At 71.0% G+C, this 16,791-nt stretch carries 14 protein-coding genes; 4 read left to right on the top strand and 10 right to left on the bottom strand.

Translation table 11 applies throughout. The features are described from left to right. Window positions 1-30: 30 nt before the first annotated feature. Window positions 31-1,164, bottom strand: coding sequence for a 23S rRNA (guanosine(2251)-2'-O)-methyltransferase RlmB (gene rlmB, locus ACGF3C_RS06470; RefSeq protein ID WP_357193874.1), 1,134 nt, complete (start codon window positions 1,162-1,164; stop codon window positions 31-33). Beyond that, complete coding sequence (cysS, locus tag ACGF3C_RS06465) at window positions 1,164-2,579, bottom strand: cysteine--tRNA ligase (protein ID WP_393219434.1); 1,416 nt, start codon at window positions 2,577-2,579, stop codon at window positions 1,164-1,166. The genes rlmB and cysS overlap by 1 nt, the downstream gene beginning before the upstream one ends. A gap of 348 nt (window positions 2,580-2,927) precedes the next feature. On the opposite strand from cysS, the gene ACGF3C_RS06460 reads away from it, so the two are divergent. Further along, window positions 2,928-3,587, top strand: coding sequence for a helix-turn-helix domain-containing protein (locus ACGF3C_RS06460; protein ID WP_357226499.1), 660 nt, complete (start codon window positions 2,928-2,930; stop codon window positions 3,585-3,587). A gap of 1,101 nt (window positions 3,588-4,688) precedes the next feature. Further along, window positions 4,689-5,249 (top strand): hypothetical protein, encoded by a 561-nt coding sequence (locus ACGF3C_RS06455; protein WP_357226486.1) that lies wholly within the window; start codon window positions 4,689-4,691, stop codon window positions 5,247-5,249. A 200-nt stretch (window positions 5,250-5,449) separates the two neighbouring features. On the opposite strand, the gene ACGF3C_RS06450 is transcribed toward ACGF3C_RS06455, so the two are convergent. The 3 genes from ACGF3C_RS06450 to ACGF3C_RS06440 all read right to left on the bottom strand — a co-directional run bounded on the left by ACGF3C_RS06450 (window position 5,450) and on the right by ACGF3C_RS06440 (window position 9,102). Beyond that, window positions 5,450-7,144, bottom strand: coding sequence for a S8 family serine peptidase (locus tag ACGF3C_RS06450; protein WP_393219431.1), 1,695 nt, complete (start codon window positions 7,142-7,144; stop codon window positions 5,450-5,452). A 202-nt stretch (window positions 7,145-7,346) separates the two neighbouring features. Continuing rightward, window positions 7,347-8,042: an HAD family hydrolase gene (locus tag ACGF3C_RS06445; protein WP_357226496.1), complete on the bottom strand. Its 696-nt coding sequence runs from the start codon at window positions 8,040-8,042 to the stop codon at window positions 7,347-7,349. A gap of 94 nt (window positions 8,043-8,136) precedes the next feature. Then, the gene (locus ACGF3C_RS06440) at window positions 8,137-9,102 is read right to left on the bottom strand and encodes a DMT family transporter (RefSeq protein ID WP_357226478.1); all 966 of its coding nucleotides are present in this window, start codon (window positions 9,100-9,102) and stop codon (window positions 8,137-8,139) included. Between the two features lie 86 nt (window positions 9,103-9,188). Between ACGF3C_RS06440 and ACGF3C_RS06435 the strand changes: the two genes are divergently transcribed. Then, window positions 9,189-9,734, top strand: coding sequence for a CGNR zinc finger domain-containing protein (locus ACGF3C_RS06435; protein ID WP_355005906.1), 546 nt, complete (start codon window positions 9,189-9,191; stop codon window positions 9,732-9,734). Here ACGF3C_RS06435 and ACGF3C_RS06430 read toward each other — a convergent pair. The 3 genes from ACGF3C_RS06430 to ACGF3C_RS06420 form a co-directional block, all read right to left on the bottom strand. Further along, window positions 9,701-10,300, bottom strand: a complete 600-nt coding sequence (locus ACGF3C_RS06430) for a GNAT family N-acetyltransferase (protein WP_357226473.1) — start codon at window positions 10,298-10,300, stop codon at window positions 9,701-9,703. The genes ACGF3C_RS06435 and ACGF3C_RS06430 overlap by 34 nt on opposite strands. Before the next feature lie 97 nt (window positions 10,301-10,397). Next, a complete protein-coding gene (locus ACGF3C_RS06425; RefSeq protein WP_354940258.1) occupies window positions 10,398-10,580 on the bottom strand; it encodes a DUF397 domain-containing protein in 183 nt (60 codons plus the stop codon). Next, on the bottom strand, window positions 10,571-11,383 hold the full coding sequence (locus ACGF3C_RS06420; RefSeq protein ID WP_357226493.1) for a helix-turn-helix transcriptional regulator: 813 nt from the start codon (window positions 11,381-11,383) through the stop codon (window positions 10,571-10,573). The genes ACGF3C_RS06425 and ACGF3C_RS06420 overlap by 10 nt, the downstream gene beginning before the upstream one ends. Before the next feature lie 475 nt (window positions 11,384-11,858). Between ACGF3C_RS06420 and ACGF3C_RS06415 the strand changes: the two genes are divergently transcribed. Next, window positions 11,859-12,149, top strand: a complete 291-nt coding sequence (locus tag ACGF3C_RS06415) for a hypothetical protein (protein WP_393219429.1) — start codon at window positions 11,859-11,861, stop codon at window positions 12,147-12,149. A gap of 15 nt (window positions 12,150-12,164) precedes the next feature. Here ACGF3C_RS06415 and ACGF3C_RS06410 read toward each other — a convergent pair whose 3' ends face one another. Beyond that, entirely contained in the window at window positions 12,165-13,574 is a 1,410-nt protein-coding gene (locus tag ACGF3C_RS06410) for a class II fumarate hydratase (RefSeq protein WP_357226466.1), read from the bottom strand. Between the two features lie 35 nt (window positions 13,575-13,609). Beyond that, complete coding sequence (locus ACGF3C_RS06405; protein WP_393219426.1) at window positions 13,610-16,588, bottom strand: BTAD domain-containing putative transcriptional regulator; 2,979 nt, start codon at window positions 16,586-16,588, stop codon at window positions 13,610-13,612. Window positions 16,589-16,791: the final 203 nt, after the last annotated feature.

Genomic DNA, 16,791 nt, shown 5'->3' with positions numbered 1-16,791 from the left:
CGGCGGGAGGGGGCCTTCGTTCGACGTGCGCTACAGCTCGACGGAGCGCCGACGGGCGACCTCGGCCAGGGCGACCGCCGCCGCCACACTGGCGTTGAGCGACTCGACCTCGGAGATCATCGGGATGCTGACGGTCAGGTCGCAGGTCTCCCCGACCAGGCGGGAAAGACCGCGCCCCTCGGAACCGACCACCACCACCAGCGGACCGACGGCGGCCTCCAGGTTGTAGAGGTCGGTGTCGCCGTCGGCGTCCAGGCCGACGACCATGAAGCCGGCGTCCCGGCACGCCTTCAGCGACCGGGTCAGGTTGGTCACCTGCGCCACCGGCACCCGCGCGGCCGCGCCGGCGCTGGTCCGCCAGGCGGTCGCGGTGATCCCAGCGGCACGACGCTCGGGTACGAAGACACCCTGCGCGCCGAACGCGGCAGCCGAACGGATCACGGCGCCCAGGTTGCGCGGGTCGGTGACACCGTCCAGCGCGACCAGCAGCGGGGCCTGCTGCTCCAGGGCAGCGGCGACCATGTCCTCGAACGGCTGGTACGCGAAGGGCGGCACCTGCAGACCGACGCCCTGGTGCAGCACCCCGCCGGTCATCCGGTCCAACTCGGCGCGGCTGATCTCCAGGTTGGCGATGCCCCGGTCGGCCGCGGTCCGGATGATCTCGTTGACCCGGTCGTCCATGTCGATGCCCTGGGCCGTGTAGAGCGCCGTCGCCGGCACGTTGGCGCGCAGCGCCTCCAGCACCGGGTTACGCCCGACCAACAGCTCCGGGGTGTCCTTGGACGGGTTGGACTTGCGCCCCGGCGCGACCCGGGGGCCGGACCGCCCAGTGGGCTTGCCGCCCCGTCCGCCGGTGGCAGCACCCCGGCCCACCGGTACGCCCCGACCGCCGCCCCTGCCCCAGGTGGTGTCCTTGGAGCCGGGCTGACCGATCTTCGGGGCGCGCCCCTCCTCGGCCGCTGCCCGGCGCTCCTTGTCCTGCTTCCAGGCGGTGCGCTGGGGCAGCTTCTCGGTGCCCGAGTAGCCCTTGTGCCACGGCCGCTCGTCCGCGGGCAGGGTGCGACCCCGCCCGGCCAACGAGTCCTTGTTCTTGCCGCCGGTGCCCTTGGGGGCGCCTGCCTTCGACGTCAGTCGCCGGCCACGGCGCTGCGAGTTGCCGGCCATCAGTCCTGCTCTCCAATAGTCCAACGGGGGCCCTGGGGGGTGTCCTCGACCACCACGCCCGCCAGCTTGAGCTGGTCACGCACGGCGTCCGCGGCAGCCCAGTCCTTGCGGCCCCGCGCCTGCGCACGCTGCTCCAGGGCCAGCGCGATCAGGGAGTCCACCACGGCACGAAGATCGTCCGATCGGCCGCCGCCGGTCCAGGCCGGGTCGAGGGGGTCGATCCCGAGAATATCCAGCATTGCCCGCACCACGGCCAGCGTGGTGCGGACGGTCACATCGTCGCCGACGCCCAGCGCGGTGTTGCCGTCCCGAATGTGCTGTTGCAGCACGGCCAAGGCGGCGGACGTGTTGAGGTCGTCGTCCATCGCCGCGACGAAGCCGGCGGGCAGCTCACCGACCTGCCCGGCGCCGACCCGCTCGGCGGCCCGCTGCACGAAACCCTCGATCCGCCGGTACGCGGTGGCCGCGTCGCGCAGCGAATCCTCCGAGTAGTCGATCAGCGAGCGGTAGTGCGCGGCGGCGTAGTAGTAGCGCAGCTCCACCGGCCGCACCCCGAGCGAGTCCACGTACGCCAGGCCCAGCGCGTTGCCGGCGGACTTGCCCATCTTGGCCCCGCCGATGCTCAGCAGCCCGTGGTGCACCCAGTAGCGGGCGAACGGCAACCCGGCCGCCTGGGACTGGGCGATCTCGTTCTCGTGGTGCGGGAACGTCAGATCCAGGCCACCGCCGTGAATGTCGAACTCCGGGCCGAGGTAGCGCCAGCACATCGCCGAGCACTCGATGTGCCAGCCCGGACGGCCCAGACCCCACGGTGAAGGCCAGTACGCGTCCGCCGGCTCGTCCGGTTTGGCACCCTTCCACAGCGCGAAGTCGCGCGGATCCCGCTTGCCCCGATCCGGGGCGTCCCCAGCGGACTGCATGGCGTCCGGGGACTGGCCCGACAGCGACCCGTACGCCGGCCAGGACGCCACGTCGAAGTAGACGTCGCCGGAGCCGTCACTCGCCGGGTACGCGTGCCCGTCGGCGATCAACTTCGTGATCAGCTCGTGCATCTCGGGAATGTGCCCGGTGGCGCGCGGCTCGTAGGTGGGCGCCAGCACGTTCAACGACCGGTACGACTCGGCGAGCAGCAACTCGTTGGCGTACGCGATCGACCAGAACGGACGACCCTGCTCGCCGGCCTTGACCAGGATCTTGTCGTCGATGTCGGTCAGGTTGCGAATGAAGGTGACCTCGTAGCCGGCGGCCAACAGCCAACGGCGCAGGACGTCATAGTTGACGCCGGAGCGAAGGTGACCGATATGCGGTGGAGCCTGAAGGGTGAGACCACACAGGTAGACCCCCACCTTGCCGGCTTCCCGCGGGACGAAGTCCCGCACCGATCGGGTGGCGGTGTCATACAGGCGTAGCGTCACCGTACAAGGGTAGCTGTCCGTGCCTGTCCGGGTCCGCCGGTGCCGGGTCGTACGCTGCCAGGCGTGGATGCGACCGCACGCTCCGGTGGCTCCGGTGACCCGCCAGCCAACCCCACCACCCCCGCCGACCCGGCCCTCCACCGGGCTTCCGGGCCGACCGACGCGACCTTCGGATCGGCCGGCGCAGGTGGAGGGCGGTCCGGCGCCGCCCCCGGGCGGGCCTCCGGCTCGCCCGACGCGGCCCACGGGCGGCCCGAGGCTGGCGTGGGGCGGGCTGACGCGGCCCACGGGCGGCCCGAGGCTGGCGTGCGGCCGGCCGACCCGGCCCACGGGCGCGCTGAGGCTGGCGTGCGGCCGGCCGATGTGGTTGCGGGGCGGGGCGGGGAGACGTCGCAGACGCTGGACCGGGGGTTGCGGCTGCTGCACCTGGTCGCCGAGGTCTCCGGCGGTCTGACCGTCACCGAGGCAGCGAATCGGCTCGGCATCGGCCGGGCTGCCGTCTACCGACTGGTCACTGCGCTGACCGGGCACGGCATGCTGCGTCGCGACGGAGACGGTCGGCTGCGCCTCGGTGCCGGGTTGCTGCATCTGGCCCGGCGGGCCCAGCCGCTGCTCGCCGAGGGTGCGCTGCCCGCGCTACGCCGCCTCGCCGAGCAGGCCGGCGCGACCGCACACCTGACCGTCGTCGAAGGTGGCGAGGGCGTCGCCCTGGCCGTGGTCGAGCCGAGCTGGACGTCGTTCCACGTCGCGTACCGGGCCGGGGCACGACACCCACTGGATCGGGGGGCGGCCGGACGGGCGATCCTCGCCGGTCGCGCCGGCGTGGCCGAGCCGCTCAGCAGCAGCGGAGAGTTGCAGGCCGGGGCGTACGGGGTGGCCGCACCGGTGCTCGGCGTACCCGGCCTGGAGGCCAGCGTCGGCGTGGTCGCGCTCGCCCCGCTGGACGTCGACTCCATCGGCCCTGAGGTGCTGGCCGCCGCCCGCGCGATCGCCACCGCCCTCAGCTGACGCCTGACCGCCGCGCGCCCCCACCGCGCGCCCTTACCGCACCGCCGCGCGCCCTCACCGCCCCGCCGCGCGCCCTCACCGCCCCGCCGCGCGCCCTCACCGCCCCGCCGCGCGCCCTCACCGCCCCGCCGCGCGCCCTCACCGCCCCGCGGCGCGCCCGCCGCACCGCCGCCTGCCCCGTCCCCGCGGCTTGATCAACTCGGGTTCACGGAAGTCGCGGTGTCCCAGAGCCAGCGACCGCCCGAATTTCAGGAACGCGAGTGGATCACCTCCCGTCGGCGGCTCGAATGCCTGATTGGTCGGCCGCACTGGCCGCAGCCATAGCACGATTGGCTGGCGGATTCGTGGTTGTCCACAGGGCCGGCGGCACCCCCGGGCCCGGTTGTCCACAGGGGTTTCGGTGGCCAGTCGGTGGTCGGCAGGCTGCGTGGCATGCCCCCACGTCCGCATCGCCCCGATGCCCTGACCTGGCAGGTCTTCCGCGGCTCCGACGCTGTCCGAGGCGGCCTGCTCACCGAACATCAGTTGCGCAACTCTGCCTGGGTGCGGGTGCGCCACGACATCTACGCCGATGCGCGGTTGGATCGGGACCACGCCCTCGCGTGTCGCGCCGCCCTCCTCCGACTACCGCCCGGCGTGGTGGTCGGCGGTCCGTCGGCCGCCTACCTGCACGGCGTCCAACACGCCGCGAGCTTCACCGACGACGTCCACGTCCTCGTACCCCGATCGTTACGGGTCGGCTCACAGCGCGGCCTCCGCGTGCACGTCAACGCCGTCACTCCACTGACGGCGAACGAGACCGCTGAGCCGACGGCGTCAACCACGCGACGACCGGCAGGCACAAGACGACCACCAGACGCAGGACGACCGCCAGAAGCGAGCTGTCCGTCGACCCCAGGGAACCGGCCAGACGCAGGACGACCGCCGAGCGCGGGAAGTCCACGTGATGCAGCGCGACCTACGGGAGTGGGCCGCTCACCTGCCGGCGGAAGGTCACCACGCCCAGCACGGCAGCTGTCCCGCCCGGCCGCCGTGTCCGTCGGAGCAGGGGGCTTGGTCGTGGCCGGCCCGGGCAATGAATGGGCGGCGGCCAGTCCGCCCATGACCAGGGAGCGGGACCTCCCGATCCCCCGGTCCGATCCCGGGCGGGCCGCCTGGGAGACGGCTGTCTGGCTCGACCCGATCCGGGCGGTCGCCATCGTCGACTCGCTGCTCGGTCAGGGGCTTGCCGACCGCGACACGCTCAACACCATGGCTGCCCGCAACGCTGACCGCCCCGGTGGCCGACGAGCGCGCTGGGTGTTTGACCTGGCCGACGGTGGAGCCGAGTCTCCGCCGGAATCCCAGCTGCGCGTCCGGTTGGTGTTGGGTGGGCTGCCGCGCCCGGCGGTTCAACATCCGGTGCGCCTGCCCACCGGACTTGTTCTGCATCCCGATCTGGCCTGGCCGCAATATCGGGTGGCGGTGGAGTACGACGGAAAGTGGCACTCCGGCGTGGAGCAACTGCACCGCGATCGCCGTCGGCTCAATCAGCTTGTCACCGCGGGTTGGCTGGTTCTGCACGTGACCAGTCGGCGGCTGCACGGTGAGTTCCCAGCGGTGCTTCGAGAGGTACGCGACGCGCTGGTCAGCCGAGGCTGGCGACAGGGATCGTCCAAATGACCAGGATCAACTCGGGTTCCTGGAAACCGCGCCATCCTTCAGGCACCAACACCGCACCTTCCAGGAAACCGAGTCGATCATCGCCGCTCGTCGGGCGACGGCCCGTGATCGCAGGCATGGACGACCCGAGGCCCGGTCGACGACGTGTCGACCGGGCCCCGGGGCGCGGTGGCGGTTGGGCCACCGCAGTGCGATGTGCGCTACGGGCGGGCGTTCGGCTTGAGCGGGGTCTTCACCGCCGCGTAGGCGTCGACGATCCCGTAGCCGTAGAAGCCGTTGAAGTTGACCCCACCGGCGCAGTACGCATCGTAGGTCTCGTCCCGGCCCTCGTTGCGGTACTGCTGGAGGCGCGGCTCCGGGCACGCGTGCTCGGCGGCCGTGCGGTAGAGGTGCTGCTCGACCTGGTCCGGCGACATCCCGAAGTCATTCCGACCCTGCGCCTTGCCGTACCGGCTGACGATCAGCGCGGCGACACCGGCAGCGTGCGGGGACGCCATCGAAGTGCCCTGGAGGTACGTGTAGTAGCCGCACTCACCGTTGGCCTTGCACTGCTTGAAGACCGAATTCTCGAAGCCGGGGACGATGTTGCCGTCGGCGTCGACCGATTCTTCCTCCTGAAGCACGTGCTTCGGGTACGAGGAGAGGATCATGTTGGCGTCGGTACGGAAGGTGTCGGTGCCGAAGCCGTCCCGGAACCAGCCTCCCGGCGCGGCGACCGAGATCTGCTCGGTGCCGTAGTTGGAGAAGTCCGACTTCTTGCCGGACGGGCCGACCGACGACACGCCGATCACGTGCGGGCCCTCGGTGGGGAGGTCCCAGCAGCTCTCGTTGTCGATCGGTCGGGGGTACGGGTCGGCGCCGTAGTCGGGGCTCGAGACATCGGTGCGCGGTGCACCCAGGTCCTCGTTGTTGTTGCCGAGCGCACCGACGAGGGTCACGCCCTTGTTGTGCGCGAAGACCAGCGCCCGCTTCATCGCCTTGATGATGGCCCGCTGCTCGGCCTGGTCCTCGGGGGAGTCGGCCGGGTTGGCGGTGCAGTTGTAGAGCCACGGGTCGACATAGAACGACATGTTGACCACGTCGATCCCGGAGCGGCCGGCGTAGACCAGAGCGTTGACGACCGGGTCGAGGAAGAAGTAGCCGGAGTCCTGGCCCCCCTTGAGCTCGACCAGCGAGACGTTCGGGGCGACGCCGGAGAGTCCGAAGCCATTGGCCGCGGCGCCGATGGTGCCGGCCACGTGGGTGCCGTGCCCGCCGTCGTCGGTGCCGACCGGGTCGAGGCAGCTCGGCACCTCGCAGGGGCCGTCCACGTCGGTCAGGTCAGGCGCGAAGTTGCGCGACAGCGACCAGTTGAAGTTCGGCGCGATGTCCGGGTTGCTGGCGTCGACGCCGGTGTCCAGTACGCCGACGGTCACCCGACGGTCGCCCGGCTCGATCTTGCGGGCCTTGTCGGCCCGGATCATCTCCAGGCCCCAGAGCTTGTCGTCGAGCGGATCGAGCTTGGCGCCCTTCTTGGCAGCACCGGCAGCACCGGCACGAGCACCGGCAGCGGCCAGCAGGTGCTCCTGCTCGACCCGGTCCAGCTTCGGCTTGCGGCCGATGGCCTTCTGCTCGGCGGCACCGATCAACGTCGGCGCGGCGGTCGCCCTGGCCGCGAAGTCGGCCCGGTCGCTGCTGACCTGGAACATGCCGACCTCATCGGACCGGGACACCACAGTGCCGCCAGCCGCCCGGATCGCGGCGACGGCCGTGTCGGTGGCGACACCATCCTCGGCGACGACGGTGAAGGTCCGGGAATCGCTCGGCGCGGCGTTGGCCGGCACACCCAACCCCGTAGCCGTAAGTGCCAGCACAGCCGCGGTCGCGACCGTACGGGCGGTGAAGCGCTTGCTCACCACATCGGATCCTCTCGTTGAGGGACGTGCCAGCCATCACACAACACCGATCCGCATCGCGCCAGATGAACGCCCGTTATGGCCGTGAATCACGCCAGTTCGGGCCGCACCCCGGCCACACAGGCAGGCCGTACAGACGCAGGCCGCACAGACACAGGCCGCACAGACACAGGCCGCACATACTTGCGCCCGCCGGCTCGACCTACACGCCTACCGCGTCGACACCCAGGTTCGCGAGCGCGGCCGGCAGCTCGGCCATGCCGGATACTTCGGCGTCGGGTGGGCAGCCGGGCGGGCGAGGCAGGCCGAGTCGGTTCAGCCACACCGACCGCAGGCCGGCCCGGCGAGGCGCCACCACGTCGTGCTCCCATGAGTCGCCGACGTACACGATCTGTCCGGCTGGCACCCCGGCCGCCGCGACCACCGCGGCGTAGAACTCCGGGGCCGGCTTCTTGGGCAGGCCGTTCTCGTGCGCGTACAGCTCGAAGGCGAACTCGCCGCTGAGTCCGCACCGTTCGGCTCGGCTGTTGCCGTTGGTGGCGAAGCCCAGCGTGTACCGGCCCCGCAGCGTGGCCAGCGCCGGTGGTACGTCCGGAAACGGGCGGGTGAGGGCGAAGCGCTGGGCGAAGAAGAGGTCTGTTATCTCGTCCAGGTGGTGGACGAGCGCAGCGCGGGCCAGCGACCGGGCCAGTGCGGCGCGCCGGATCTCCGCCACCGGGGCGGCCTTCAGCTCGCCGAAGACCGCGCCCCAGTCCGACTCCAGTTCGGCAAGCGTCACCCCGGCCGCCGCCGATGTCCGTCGTCTCATCTCGTCGAGGACCGCCACCAGCCCGCCCGTGACCGCCGGACGCAGGTCCAGAAGCGTTTCGTCAGCGTCGAACACCACAGTGGTCAGCACGACACCCACCCTCTCACCGTCAGCGCAAGCCAGCGGCAGCGCAAGCCACCGGCAGCGCAAGCCAGCGGCAGCGGCAGCCAGCGGCCCGCCGAGGTCACCGACCGTCAAGCGCCAGCTCGGGCTCGGGCGTGACCGGGGCGGGCGTCGAGGGCGACTCCCGCAGTTCGTCGAGGCGTACCAAGGCGACGCCGGCGACGATCAGCGCACCGCCGAACAACTGCCAGCCGGTGGGCAGCTCGTTCAGGAACAGCCAGGCGATCAGCACCGCGAAGAGCACCTCGGTCAGCCCGAGGAACGACGACAGGCGGGGCCCGAGGATCCGGGTGCCGGCGATGCCGGCGAGGTACGCGATGACGGCGGCAACCAGCGACAGCCCGGCGATGGGCACCAACCAGCTGGTGGGCTGCCCGGCGAAGGTGACCTCGCCGAAGGTGGCATGCAGCGGCAGCAGGCCGGTCAGCCCGATGAGGAGCAGCATGGCGGCGCCGACGGCCATTCCGCCGCTGGCCATGGCGACCGAGGGCAGCCGGGGGTCGACCCTGCCGGCGAGCACGAAGTATCCGGCCAGGCCGAACGCCGCGCCCAGCCCCCAGAGCACGCCCACCGGGTGGAAGTCGGCGGTGCCGGCGAGGTCGAGCACGAACGCCAGCCCGGCCAGCGCGGCCACCGACCCGGCGATGGTGAGTCGGCGTGGCGGCTGCCCGTGCCGCAGCCACATCCAGGCCACGACGAGGATGATGCCCAGGTATTCCAGCAGCAGCGCGACACCGACCGGCAGGTAGCGCACGGCGTTGAAGAAGCACACCTGGGCCAGGCCCACACCGAGGAGCCCGAACAGCCCGATGGCGGTGGCGTTGCTCCGCAGCGCGTCCCATTTGCCCCGCAGCGACAGCAGGGCGGGGATCGCCAGCACCAGGGCGGCCACGCCGACGCGGGCGATCACCGCGGACTCGGCTGACCAGCCGGCCTCGATGAGCGAACGGGCGAAGGTTCCGGAGGTGGCGAAGGTGACTGCGGCGAGCAGCGCCAGTCCGACGCCGGCAGCAGGTCGAGAGTGCATGTCGCGCTCCTCGCAATGGGCACCGTGTCATGAGCAAACTATCCTTGTGCTGATGACGCTAGGCGGGAGCCGTGACAGGAGTCAAGTTGCTATTCGCTCATGACACCGAATGTTCGCTGATCGCCGCCGCGGCGCTGGTCAACACCGCAGGTCGGGACGGTGAGTTGCTGCCCGACATCGCGGCGCTGGACGCGTTCTTCGTCCGCCACTCCTACAGTGGCCGGCACGAGCACACCGAGGCCGAGCTGCGCGCCGTACGGGAACTGCGGCCCCAACTGCGCCGCATCTGGCACGCCGAACCACCCGAGATCGTCGCTGTGGTCAACGGCCTGCTGCTGGAACACAAGGCGCTGCCCCAGCTCATCGAGCACGACGACGAGCCGTACCACCTGCACGCCGTTCCCCGCGACGCGCCGCTGGCCACCCGGATCGCGGTCGAGGCCGCCATGGCGATGGCCGACCTGGTCCGTAGCGGCGAGCTGAGCCGATTGCGGATCTGCGAATACCCGGACTGCGACAACGTCGTCGTCGACCTGTCCCGCAACCGCTCCCGGCGGTTCTGCGAGGCCGGCTGCGGCAACCGCGCCGCAGTGACCGCCTACCGCGCCCGCCGGGCCGCCGGCCGCTCCTGACCGACGGTCGCCCACTCCTCGGCCCGCACCTCGTACTCCACCTCGCCCTGCTCGGTGCCCGGAATCGGGTGATCCCACTGGAGGTGGAAGGTCCGCACGTAGTGCAACCCGGCCTTCACCATCACCCGCCGGGAGCGTTCGTTGACAGTCATCGTCTCGGCCCAGACCCGACGCACCCCGACGGTGTCGAAGGCGTACCGGACCAGCGCCCGCGACCCCTCGGTGGCCAGCCCCCGCCCCCACGTCGAGCGGCGCAGCCGATAGCCCAACTCGGCCTCGGTGCCGTCCGCCGACGGGTCCAACGCGAACCAACCCAGGAACTCTCCGGACTGCCGATCATGCGCCGCCCACCGACCCAGCCCGGGATACCTCTCGTACTGGGCCAGCAGCCTCGGCAACTGCTCGTCGCGCACGGTGGCCAGCCGGGTCGCGACGCCGCCGGTCAGAAAACGCATCACCTCGGGGTCGCTGTCCAACTCGACCAGCACGTCCACGTCGGCAATCGTCAGCCGCCGCAACCGCAGCCGCTCGGTCCCCGCCGGCACACCCACGCCATCGTCACCCATGGCCCGGATCATCCGTCCCGCTCACGACCCCGTCGACCCGTTTACCAGGGCCAGTAGTGCGGAGAACCCGACCGCCGTCGCGGGCGAGGCGGTCGGGTCAGCGCGGGGGCGCGACCACGAAGAGCCGCCAGGAGTACGCGTCGACAACGAGCACGGGCCCGTCCGAGTCCTTGCTGTCTCGCACCCCGACCACCTCCCCAAGATTCGTAGCCACCTCGACACACTGGTCGTTGGAACCACTCCGGCTGCTCTTACGCCACCGGGCTCGGGTCAACTCCACGACTCTGCCACTTCCCTCAGCAACTCGATCGACTCCTGCGGTGGCAACGCCTGCCCGAGGGTAGCTTCCCAGGTCCGTTGTAGACGCAACAGATCCGCAGGTCGATCGAGTTCCTGGCCGCCGATCTGGCCACCAAGGTAGGCAAGATCGCTATGGTCGTCCACGGTGGCAAGGATGAATGGCCCGTTCAGGCCGGGATACTCCTCGGCCGAGCGAGGCACCACATGGAGCTGAACCCGCGGATGCTCGGTCGCCAAGCGCGCCAGGTGCAGAGACTGCTCGCACATGACCTTCCGACCGCCGACGCGTCGCCTCAGCACCGACTCGTCAAGCACCGCGACCACATGCGGCGGGCGATCCCCGTAGAGGACCCGCTGGCTGTCCATTCGGTCCGTCAGCCGACGCTCGACCTCATCGGCATCGAGCAGTCGGTCCGATTCGAAGATCGCGCGAGCATAGTCTTCGGTTTGCAGCAGTCCAGGGACGTGCAGCGGGTCGAACCATCGCAGCGCCCGCGCCTCCGCGAGGATCGCACGCCAACCGCGCAGCCAGGCCTGAGCCTTGTCCAGGCTGACCAGTTCGGTGGACATCCGGCCGAAGAGGCCGCCGGTGTCGAGGGCCCGGTCAACGAGTTCCAGGTACTTGGTGGTGGGCACCTGCTGGCCCAGCTCGACAGCGCTGACCATCGACGCCGAGTAGTTGACCGCCTTGGCCAGCTCATCCTGACTCCAGCCGAGCCGAGTCCGCGCCCGGCGCAGCTCCGCGATCAGGAACGCCGCCGCCGTCATCTGTCCATCGGCCATGCCGTGCCCGCCCTCCACCCCGCCGACGATCATCTCCAGCCGGCCGCCAGCGGCGGTGCCACCCAGAACAGGGCGACTATGACGACGCGGCCAAACCCTTCCGACCGTAGTCGCCCGATCACCAGACTGTGAAGTGCGGCACCGCTCCCCGTCCCCCGGGATCTGCCGGCGCCGCGCGGGACCGCCCGCTCCCCCGTGCCGGGCGGTCCCGACCCCACCGAAGCCGACCGATCCACCAAGATCGCGCTCGATCCTGGAAACAGTGGCCTCCTGGCGCGCGAAGGCCACTACATCCAGGATCGAGCGCGATCTTGACACGAGCAACGCAGCGCAGAGCGGTCAGCGCAGTCGGCGCAGCGCGGCACCGTCGGCGCGGTCGGCGCAGCGCGGCACCGTCGGCGCGGTCAGCGCGACACGGTCAGCGCGAGCGGGGGGTGATGCCACGAACGATTCAGCTCCAAAGGAGGACCCCACCATGCCCCGGAGCGCCCTGGGCGGGCTCACCACACGCTCCTGCCGGCCGCACCTGCCGCTGCGCCCACTCTGGCTCTGCCGGGTCTGCGCCGCGCCCTGGCCGTGCCCCGTCGCTCGACTTGCTCTGCGGCAGGAGTACGCGCACGACCGGATCGGGGTGAGCATCTACCTGTGCACAGTGCTGCACGAGGCGGCTCACGACCTGTACCTACTCAACCCGCACGACGGCCCCGACCCTGCGGCGCTCTTCACCCGCTTCCTCGGCTGGGCAAGACCGCGACAGCTGTACTGAGCAGGCCAGGACGGGTCAGGGGTGGGTCATCCGGAGCAGGTCCAACGTCTCGTCCAGTTGGGTCTCGGTGAGCTTGCCGGAGTCGACGTGGCCCCGGGAGATGACCACCTCGCGGATCGATGCCTGCTTGGCCAACGCCTCCTTGGCGATCGACGCGGCCTCGTCGTACCCCAGGTAGCGGTTGAGTGGGGTGACGATCGACGGTGAGCCCTCGGCGTACGCCAGGCAGACCTCGGCGTCCGCGACCAGGCCGACCACCAGCCGGTCGGCGAAGAGCCGGCTCACCGCGGAGAGCAGCCGGATCGACTCCAGCAGGTTGCGGCCCATCACCGGGAGCATCACGTTCAGCTCGAAGTCGCCCTGTGAGCCAGCGAAGCCGACCGTCGCGTCGTTGCCGACGACCTGGGCGCAGACCTGCCGCATCGCCTCGGCGACCACCGGGTTGACCTTGCCCGGCATGATCGACGAGCCGGGCTGGAGGTCCGGGATGCGCAGCTCGCGCAGACCGGCGCGGGGACCGGAGCCCATCCAGCGGATGTCGTTGGCGATCTTGTAGAGGCCGATCGCCACGGTCCGCAGCTGCCCCGAGGTTTCCACAAGCGCGTCTCGCGCGCCCTGCGCCTCGAAGTGGTTGCGCGCCTCGCTCAGCGGCAACCCGGTCGACTCGCGCAGCTTGTCGATCACGGCGGCGGCGAAGCCGAGCGGGGTGTTGATCCCGGTTCCGACGGCGGTGCCGCCCAACGGCAGCTCGGCCAGCCGGGGCAGCGCGCCCTCCAACCGCTCGATGCCGTAGCGGACCTGGGCGGCGTACCCGCCGAACTCCTGGCCGAGGGTGACCGGGGTGGCGTCCATCAGGTGGGTACGCCCGGCCTTGACCACCGTCTCGAACTCGGCGGCCTTCGCCTCCAACGCCGACGCGAGGTGGGCCAGCGACGGCAGCAGATCCTCGACGATGAACTGGGTGGCCGCCAGGTGGATCGAGGACGGGAAGACGTCGTTGCTCGACTGGGAGGCGTTGACGTGGTCGTTCGGGTGCACCGGTGAGCCCAGCTCCCGGGTGGCCAGGGTCGCGATCACCTCGTTGGTGTTCATGTTCGACGAGGTCCCCGAGCCGGTCTGGAACACGTCCACCGGGAACTGGTCGTCGTAACCACCGTCGGCCACGTGCGCGGCGGCGGCGGCGATCGCGGCGGCCACGTTGGCGTCGATCACGCCCAGCTCACCGTTGACCTCGGCCGCTGCGCCCTTGATCTGGGCGAGGGCCTTGATCTGGGCCGGTTCGAGGCCCCGGCCGGAGATCGGGAAATTCTGCACCGCACGTTGGGTCTGCGCCCGCCACAGCGCCTCGGCGGGCACCTCCACCTCGCCCATCGAGTCGCGTTCGATGCGGTAACCGGTCGCCTCTGGAGTCGTCACGCGTACCATCCTGCCGCGCCCGTGGCCGACTCGCAGATGATCCGTCAGCCCAATTCGGCCAGCAGCCGTTCCACCTCGTGCCGGTCCGGCGACTCGATCTGCCGGAACAGTGCCAGCGCCCGGGTCAGGTGCGCCCGCGCCACCGTCGGGTCGGTCGCCAGCAGACAGCGGGCGATACCCTCCAACGCCCGGCCCTGCTCGTGTCGGGCACCCAACCCGGTGGCGTCGACGAGCACCCGACGATGCAGATCGAGCGCGCTGGTCACGTCCCCTTGATCCAGGATGGCTCGGGCCAGCAGGTTCCGCGAGGCGCACTGGGCGACGCGGTCGCCCGCCTCGGTCATCGCGACAAGTGCGGCGCGGTGCAGGTCGGCGGCCCGTTCCGGTCGGCCAGCCTCCCGTTCCATCATCCCGATTTCGTTCAACACCTCACCCTCGCCGAACCGGGCGCCCACCTCACGCTTGACGCGCAGCGCCACCCGCAGCAACCGCTCGGCCGGCACCACGTCACCCATCCGATGCCGGGTCATTCCGAGGTGCCCGAGAGCGTTGCCGATCCGGCGCAGGTCGCCGACCTCGCGGGCGATTCCCAGGTGTAGTCGGGCAATACGCAGCGCCTCGTCGTGCCGCCCCCAGAGCAGCAGGGTCATCGTCAGGTTGTTGAGTTCGTTCGACAGCCCCGGCATGTCGCGCATCCGCGTCGCCAGTGCCCGGGCGGAGTCGTAGCACTCCCGGGCCCGTTGGAACTGGAAGTTGGCGGCGTACGAGGTGCCCAGGTTGCCGAGGTTGTTGCGGTACTCGAGGCGCAGACCGAGCCGGCCGAAGAGTTCCAGCGACTTCTCCATCAACCGAACCGACTCGGGGAAGTCCCCCAACCGGTAGTGGGCCGAGGCGAGATAGTTGAGGATGGTCGCCACCGCACGGTCGTCGCCCAACTCCTCGGCGGCGCGCAGCCCCGCCGAGTGCGTTTCGATCAACTCGTCCAGCCGGCCGCTCTCGAACTGGGCGTGCCAGCAGGCCCTCGCCAGTTGCCAGCAGTGCCGGAGAAACCCCTCGGTCTCCGCCAACCGGACCACTGCGGTCCACGAGGCGAGGTTCTCGTCGAGCCACTCTCGGCTCTGCTCGGCGACGATCGTGACGAGGTCGGCCCGGATCGGCGCCGTCACCATGATCAGCGAGTGGGACGAGGAGAGTTCCCTCTTGCGGGCGATCGCCACGGCGACCTGCAGGTGATGGTCGAGCAGACGCTCGATGGCGGCGCGCCGCTCGCCGGCCCGTTCCGGCTCGGCGACAAGCGTCCGCGCGTACTCCCGGACCAGGTCGTGCAACCGGTACCGGCCCGGCTCCGTCTCCTCCAGGAGGTGCGCGTCCACCAACTCGTCCAGCAGGTCCTGGGTCTCGGGCAGTGGCAGCTCGGCCAGTACGGCGGCGACCAGGTGGTCGAACCGCACCCCCGGGTGCAGACCCAGCAGCCGGAACGCGCGCTGCGCCACCGGCGACACCTGGGCGTACGACAGGGCGAAGGCGCGACCGACGGATCGTTCACCCGCCTCGAACTCGGCCAACGGATCCGGTCGGGTGCTCAGCCGCTCGGCCAGATCGGCGATCTTCCAGTGGGGCCGGTGCGCCAACCGGGCACCGGCCAGCCGGATGGCCAGAGGCAGGTGACCACAACGGCGGACCACCTCGACGGCGGCGTCCGGTTCGGCCGCGACCCGATTCATGCCGACCACCCGCCCCAGCAGCTCCACCCCCTCGTCGGTGTCGAGCACGGGAAGCGACGACGGCCGTCCCTCGTCCACCCCGACCAGCCGGCGACGGCTGGTGATCAGGATCAGGCACTGCGAGCCGTTGGGGAGCAGTGGTGTCACCTGGTCGGCGGTTGCCGCGTTGTCCAACACCAGCAGGGCCCGCCGGCCGGCCAGCTCGGTGCGCCAGAGCGCCAACCGGTCGTCCTGGTTCCCCGGTACGCGCTCGTCGGGCACACCGAGTTGCCGCAGCAGCGTGGCCACAGCCGCGGCCGGCGTCAACGGATTGCGCTCGCTGTGCCCGTGCAGGTCTATGTAGAGCTGGGCGTCCGGATACTCGTCCGCGAGCGCGGTGGCCAGATGCACTGCGAGGGTGGTCTTGCCGCTGCCCGCCATGCCGTCGATGAGCTGGATCCGGGCGCCGGCCTCGACCTCCTTGGCCAGGCGGGCCAGCGTCTGCTGCCGGCCGGTGAAGTCGCCGATGGCCCGGGGCAGCGACCGGACCGCTGCGACCGGTCGCGCTTCCCGACCGGCCAGGGCCAGGTCACCGGCGAGTACCCGCTGGTGCAGTTCCTGCAACCCGGCACCCGGTTCGATGCCCAGCTCGTCGGCGTAGAACCGCCGGCCCTCCCGGTAGACCGCGAGCGCGTCGGCCTGCCGCCCGACCGAGGACAGCGCCAGCATCAGTTGACCGCGCAGGCGCTCCCGCAACGGATGCCTGTCGACGCTCTCCGCCAGTTCCTCGATCAGCTCGGCTGCCTGACCGAGGCGCAGCTCGACATCGACGCACTCCTCCAGCGCGGTGAGGCGCTGCTCGTCGAGTGCCTGCGCACGACGGCGGACGCTCCGGCTCGGGATTCCGCCGAGCGCCGGCCCCCGCCACAACGCCAGGGCGGCACGGAATTCGGCACGGGCGTTGACCAGCCGGCCGGCCGCGACGGCGGTGCGGGCCGCCTCGACCGTACGCCCGAAAACCTCGGCGTCCAGGACACCCGGGGCGGTCCGGACGCCGTACCCGACCGGATCGGTGATGATGGTTTCCGGGGGCAGCCCCAGCTCGGTGAACCGGCGGCGCAACCGCGACACGCAGGTCTGCAACTGGGCCCGGGCGGTGGCTGGGGGATTGTCCTCCCACACGGCGTCCACCAACTCGTCGACCGGCACGAGGCGGCCGGCCCGCAACAGCAGTGTGGCGAGCACGATCCGGTCGCGTCCCGCGGTGACAGTGGACTCGCCACCGCCCACCCGCAGGGGCCCCAGGATCCCGAACCGCATCTACTCCCCCGCATCACTGTGCAACTTCCAGCAGCGTAGTCCGGGTGTGACAGTTCGCCACGGTCAGGCGATAGCGATCTGATAGCGGATCAACAGCGGTGCTCAGCACACTCACAGTGGGTTGTCGGTGACGGCATCCGACGGGGGCGGTGCGCCCGTCCCACCCCCAGGGGGCGGGCGTACCGATGTCGGCAGAGCACGGA

The sequence above is a fragment of the Micromonospora sp. NPDC047762 genome, assembly GCF_043204655.1.
Lineage (GTDB): Bacteria > Actinomycetota > Actinomycetes > Mycobacteriales > Micromonosporaceae > Micromonospora.
The sequence above is the reverse complement of the archived record's forward strand: the minus strand, read 5'-3'. Positions and strand labels throughout refer to the sequence as shown.

Coding starts and splice junctions, on each gene's coding strand:
- ACGF3C_RS06415 (WP_393219429.1), top strand. CDS start 11,859: ATGCCCCGGAGCGCCCTGGGCGGGCTCACCACACGCTCCTGCCGGCCG.
- ACGF3C_RS06455 (WP_357226486.1), top strand. CDS start 4,689: ATGACCAGGGAGCGGGACCTCCCGATCCCCCGGTCCGATCCCGGGCGG.
- rlmB (WP_357193874.1), bottom strand. CDS start 1,164: ATGGCCGGCAACTCGCAGCGCCGTGGCCGGCGACTGACGTCGAAGGCA.
- ACGF3C_RS06430 (WP_357226473.1), bottom strand. CDS start 10,300: ATGGGTGACGATGGCGTGGGTGTGCCGGCGGGGACCGAGCGGCTGCGG.
- ACGF3C_RS06420 (WP_357226493.1), bottom strand. CDS start 11,383: ATGGCCGATGGACAGATGACGGCGGCGGCGTTCCTGATCGCGGAGCTG.
- ACGF3C_RS06405 (WP_393219426.1), bottom strand. CDS start 16,588: ATGCGGTTCGGGATCCTGGGGCCCCTGCGGGTGGGCGGTGGCGAGTCC.
- ACGF3C_RS06440 (WP_357226478.1), bottom strand. CDS start 9,102: ATGCACTCTCGACCTGCTGCCGGCGTCGGACTGGCGCTGCTCGCCGCA.
- ACGF3C_RS06410 (WP_357226466.1), bottom strand. CDS start 13,574: ATGGTACGCGTGACGACTCCAGAGGCGACCGGTTACCGCATCGAACGC.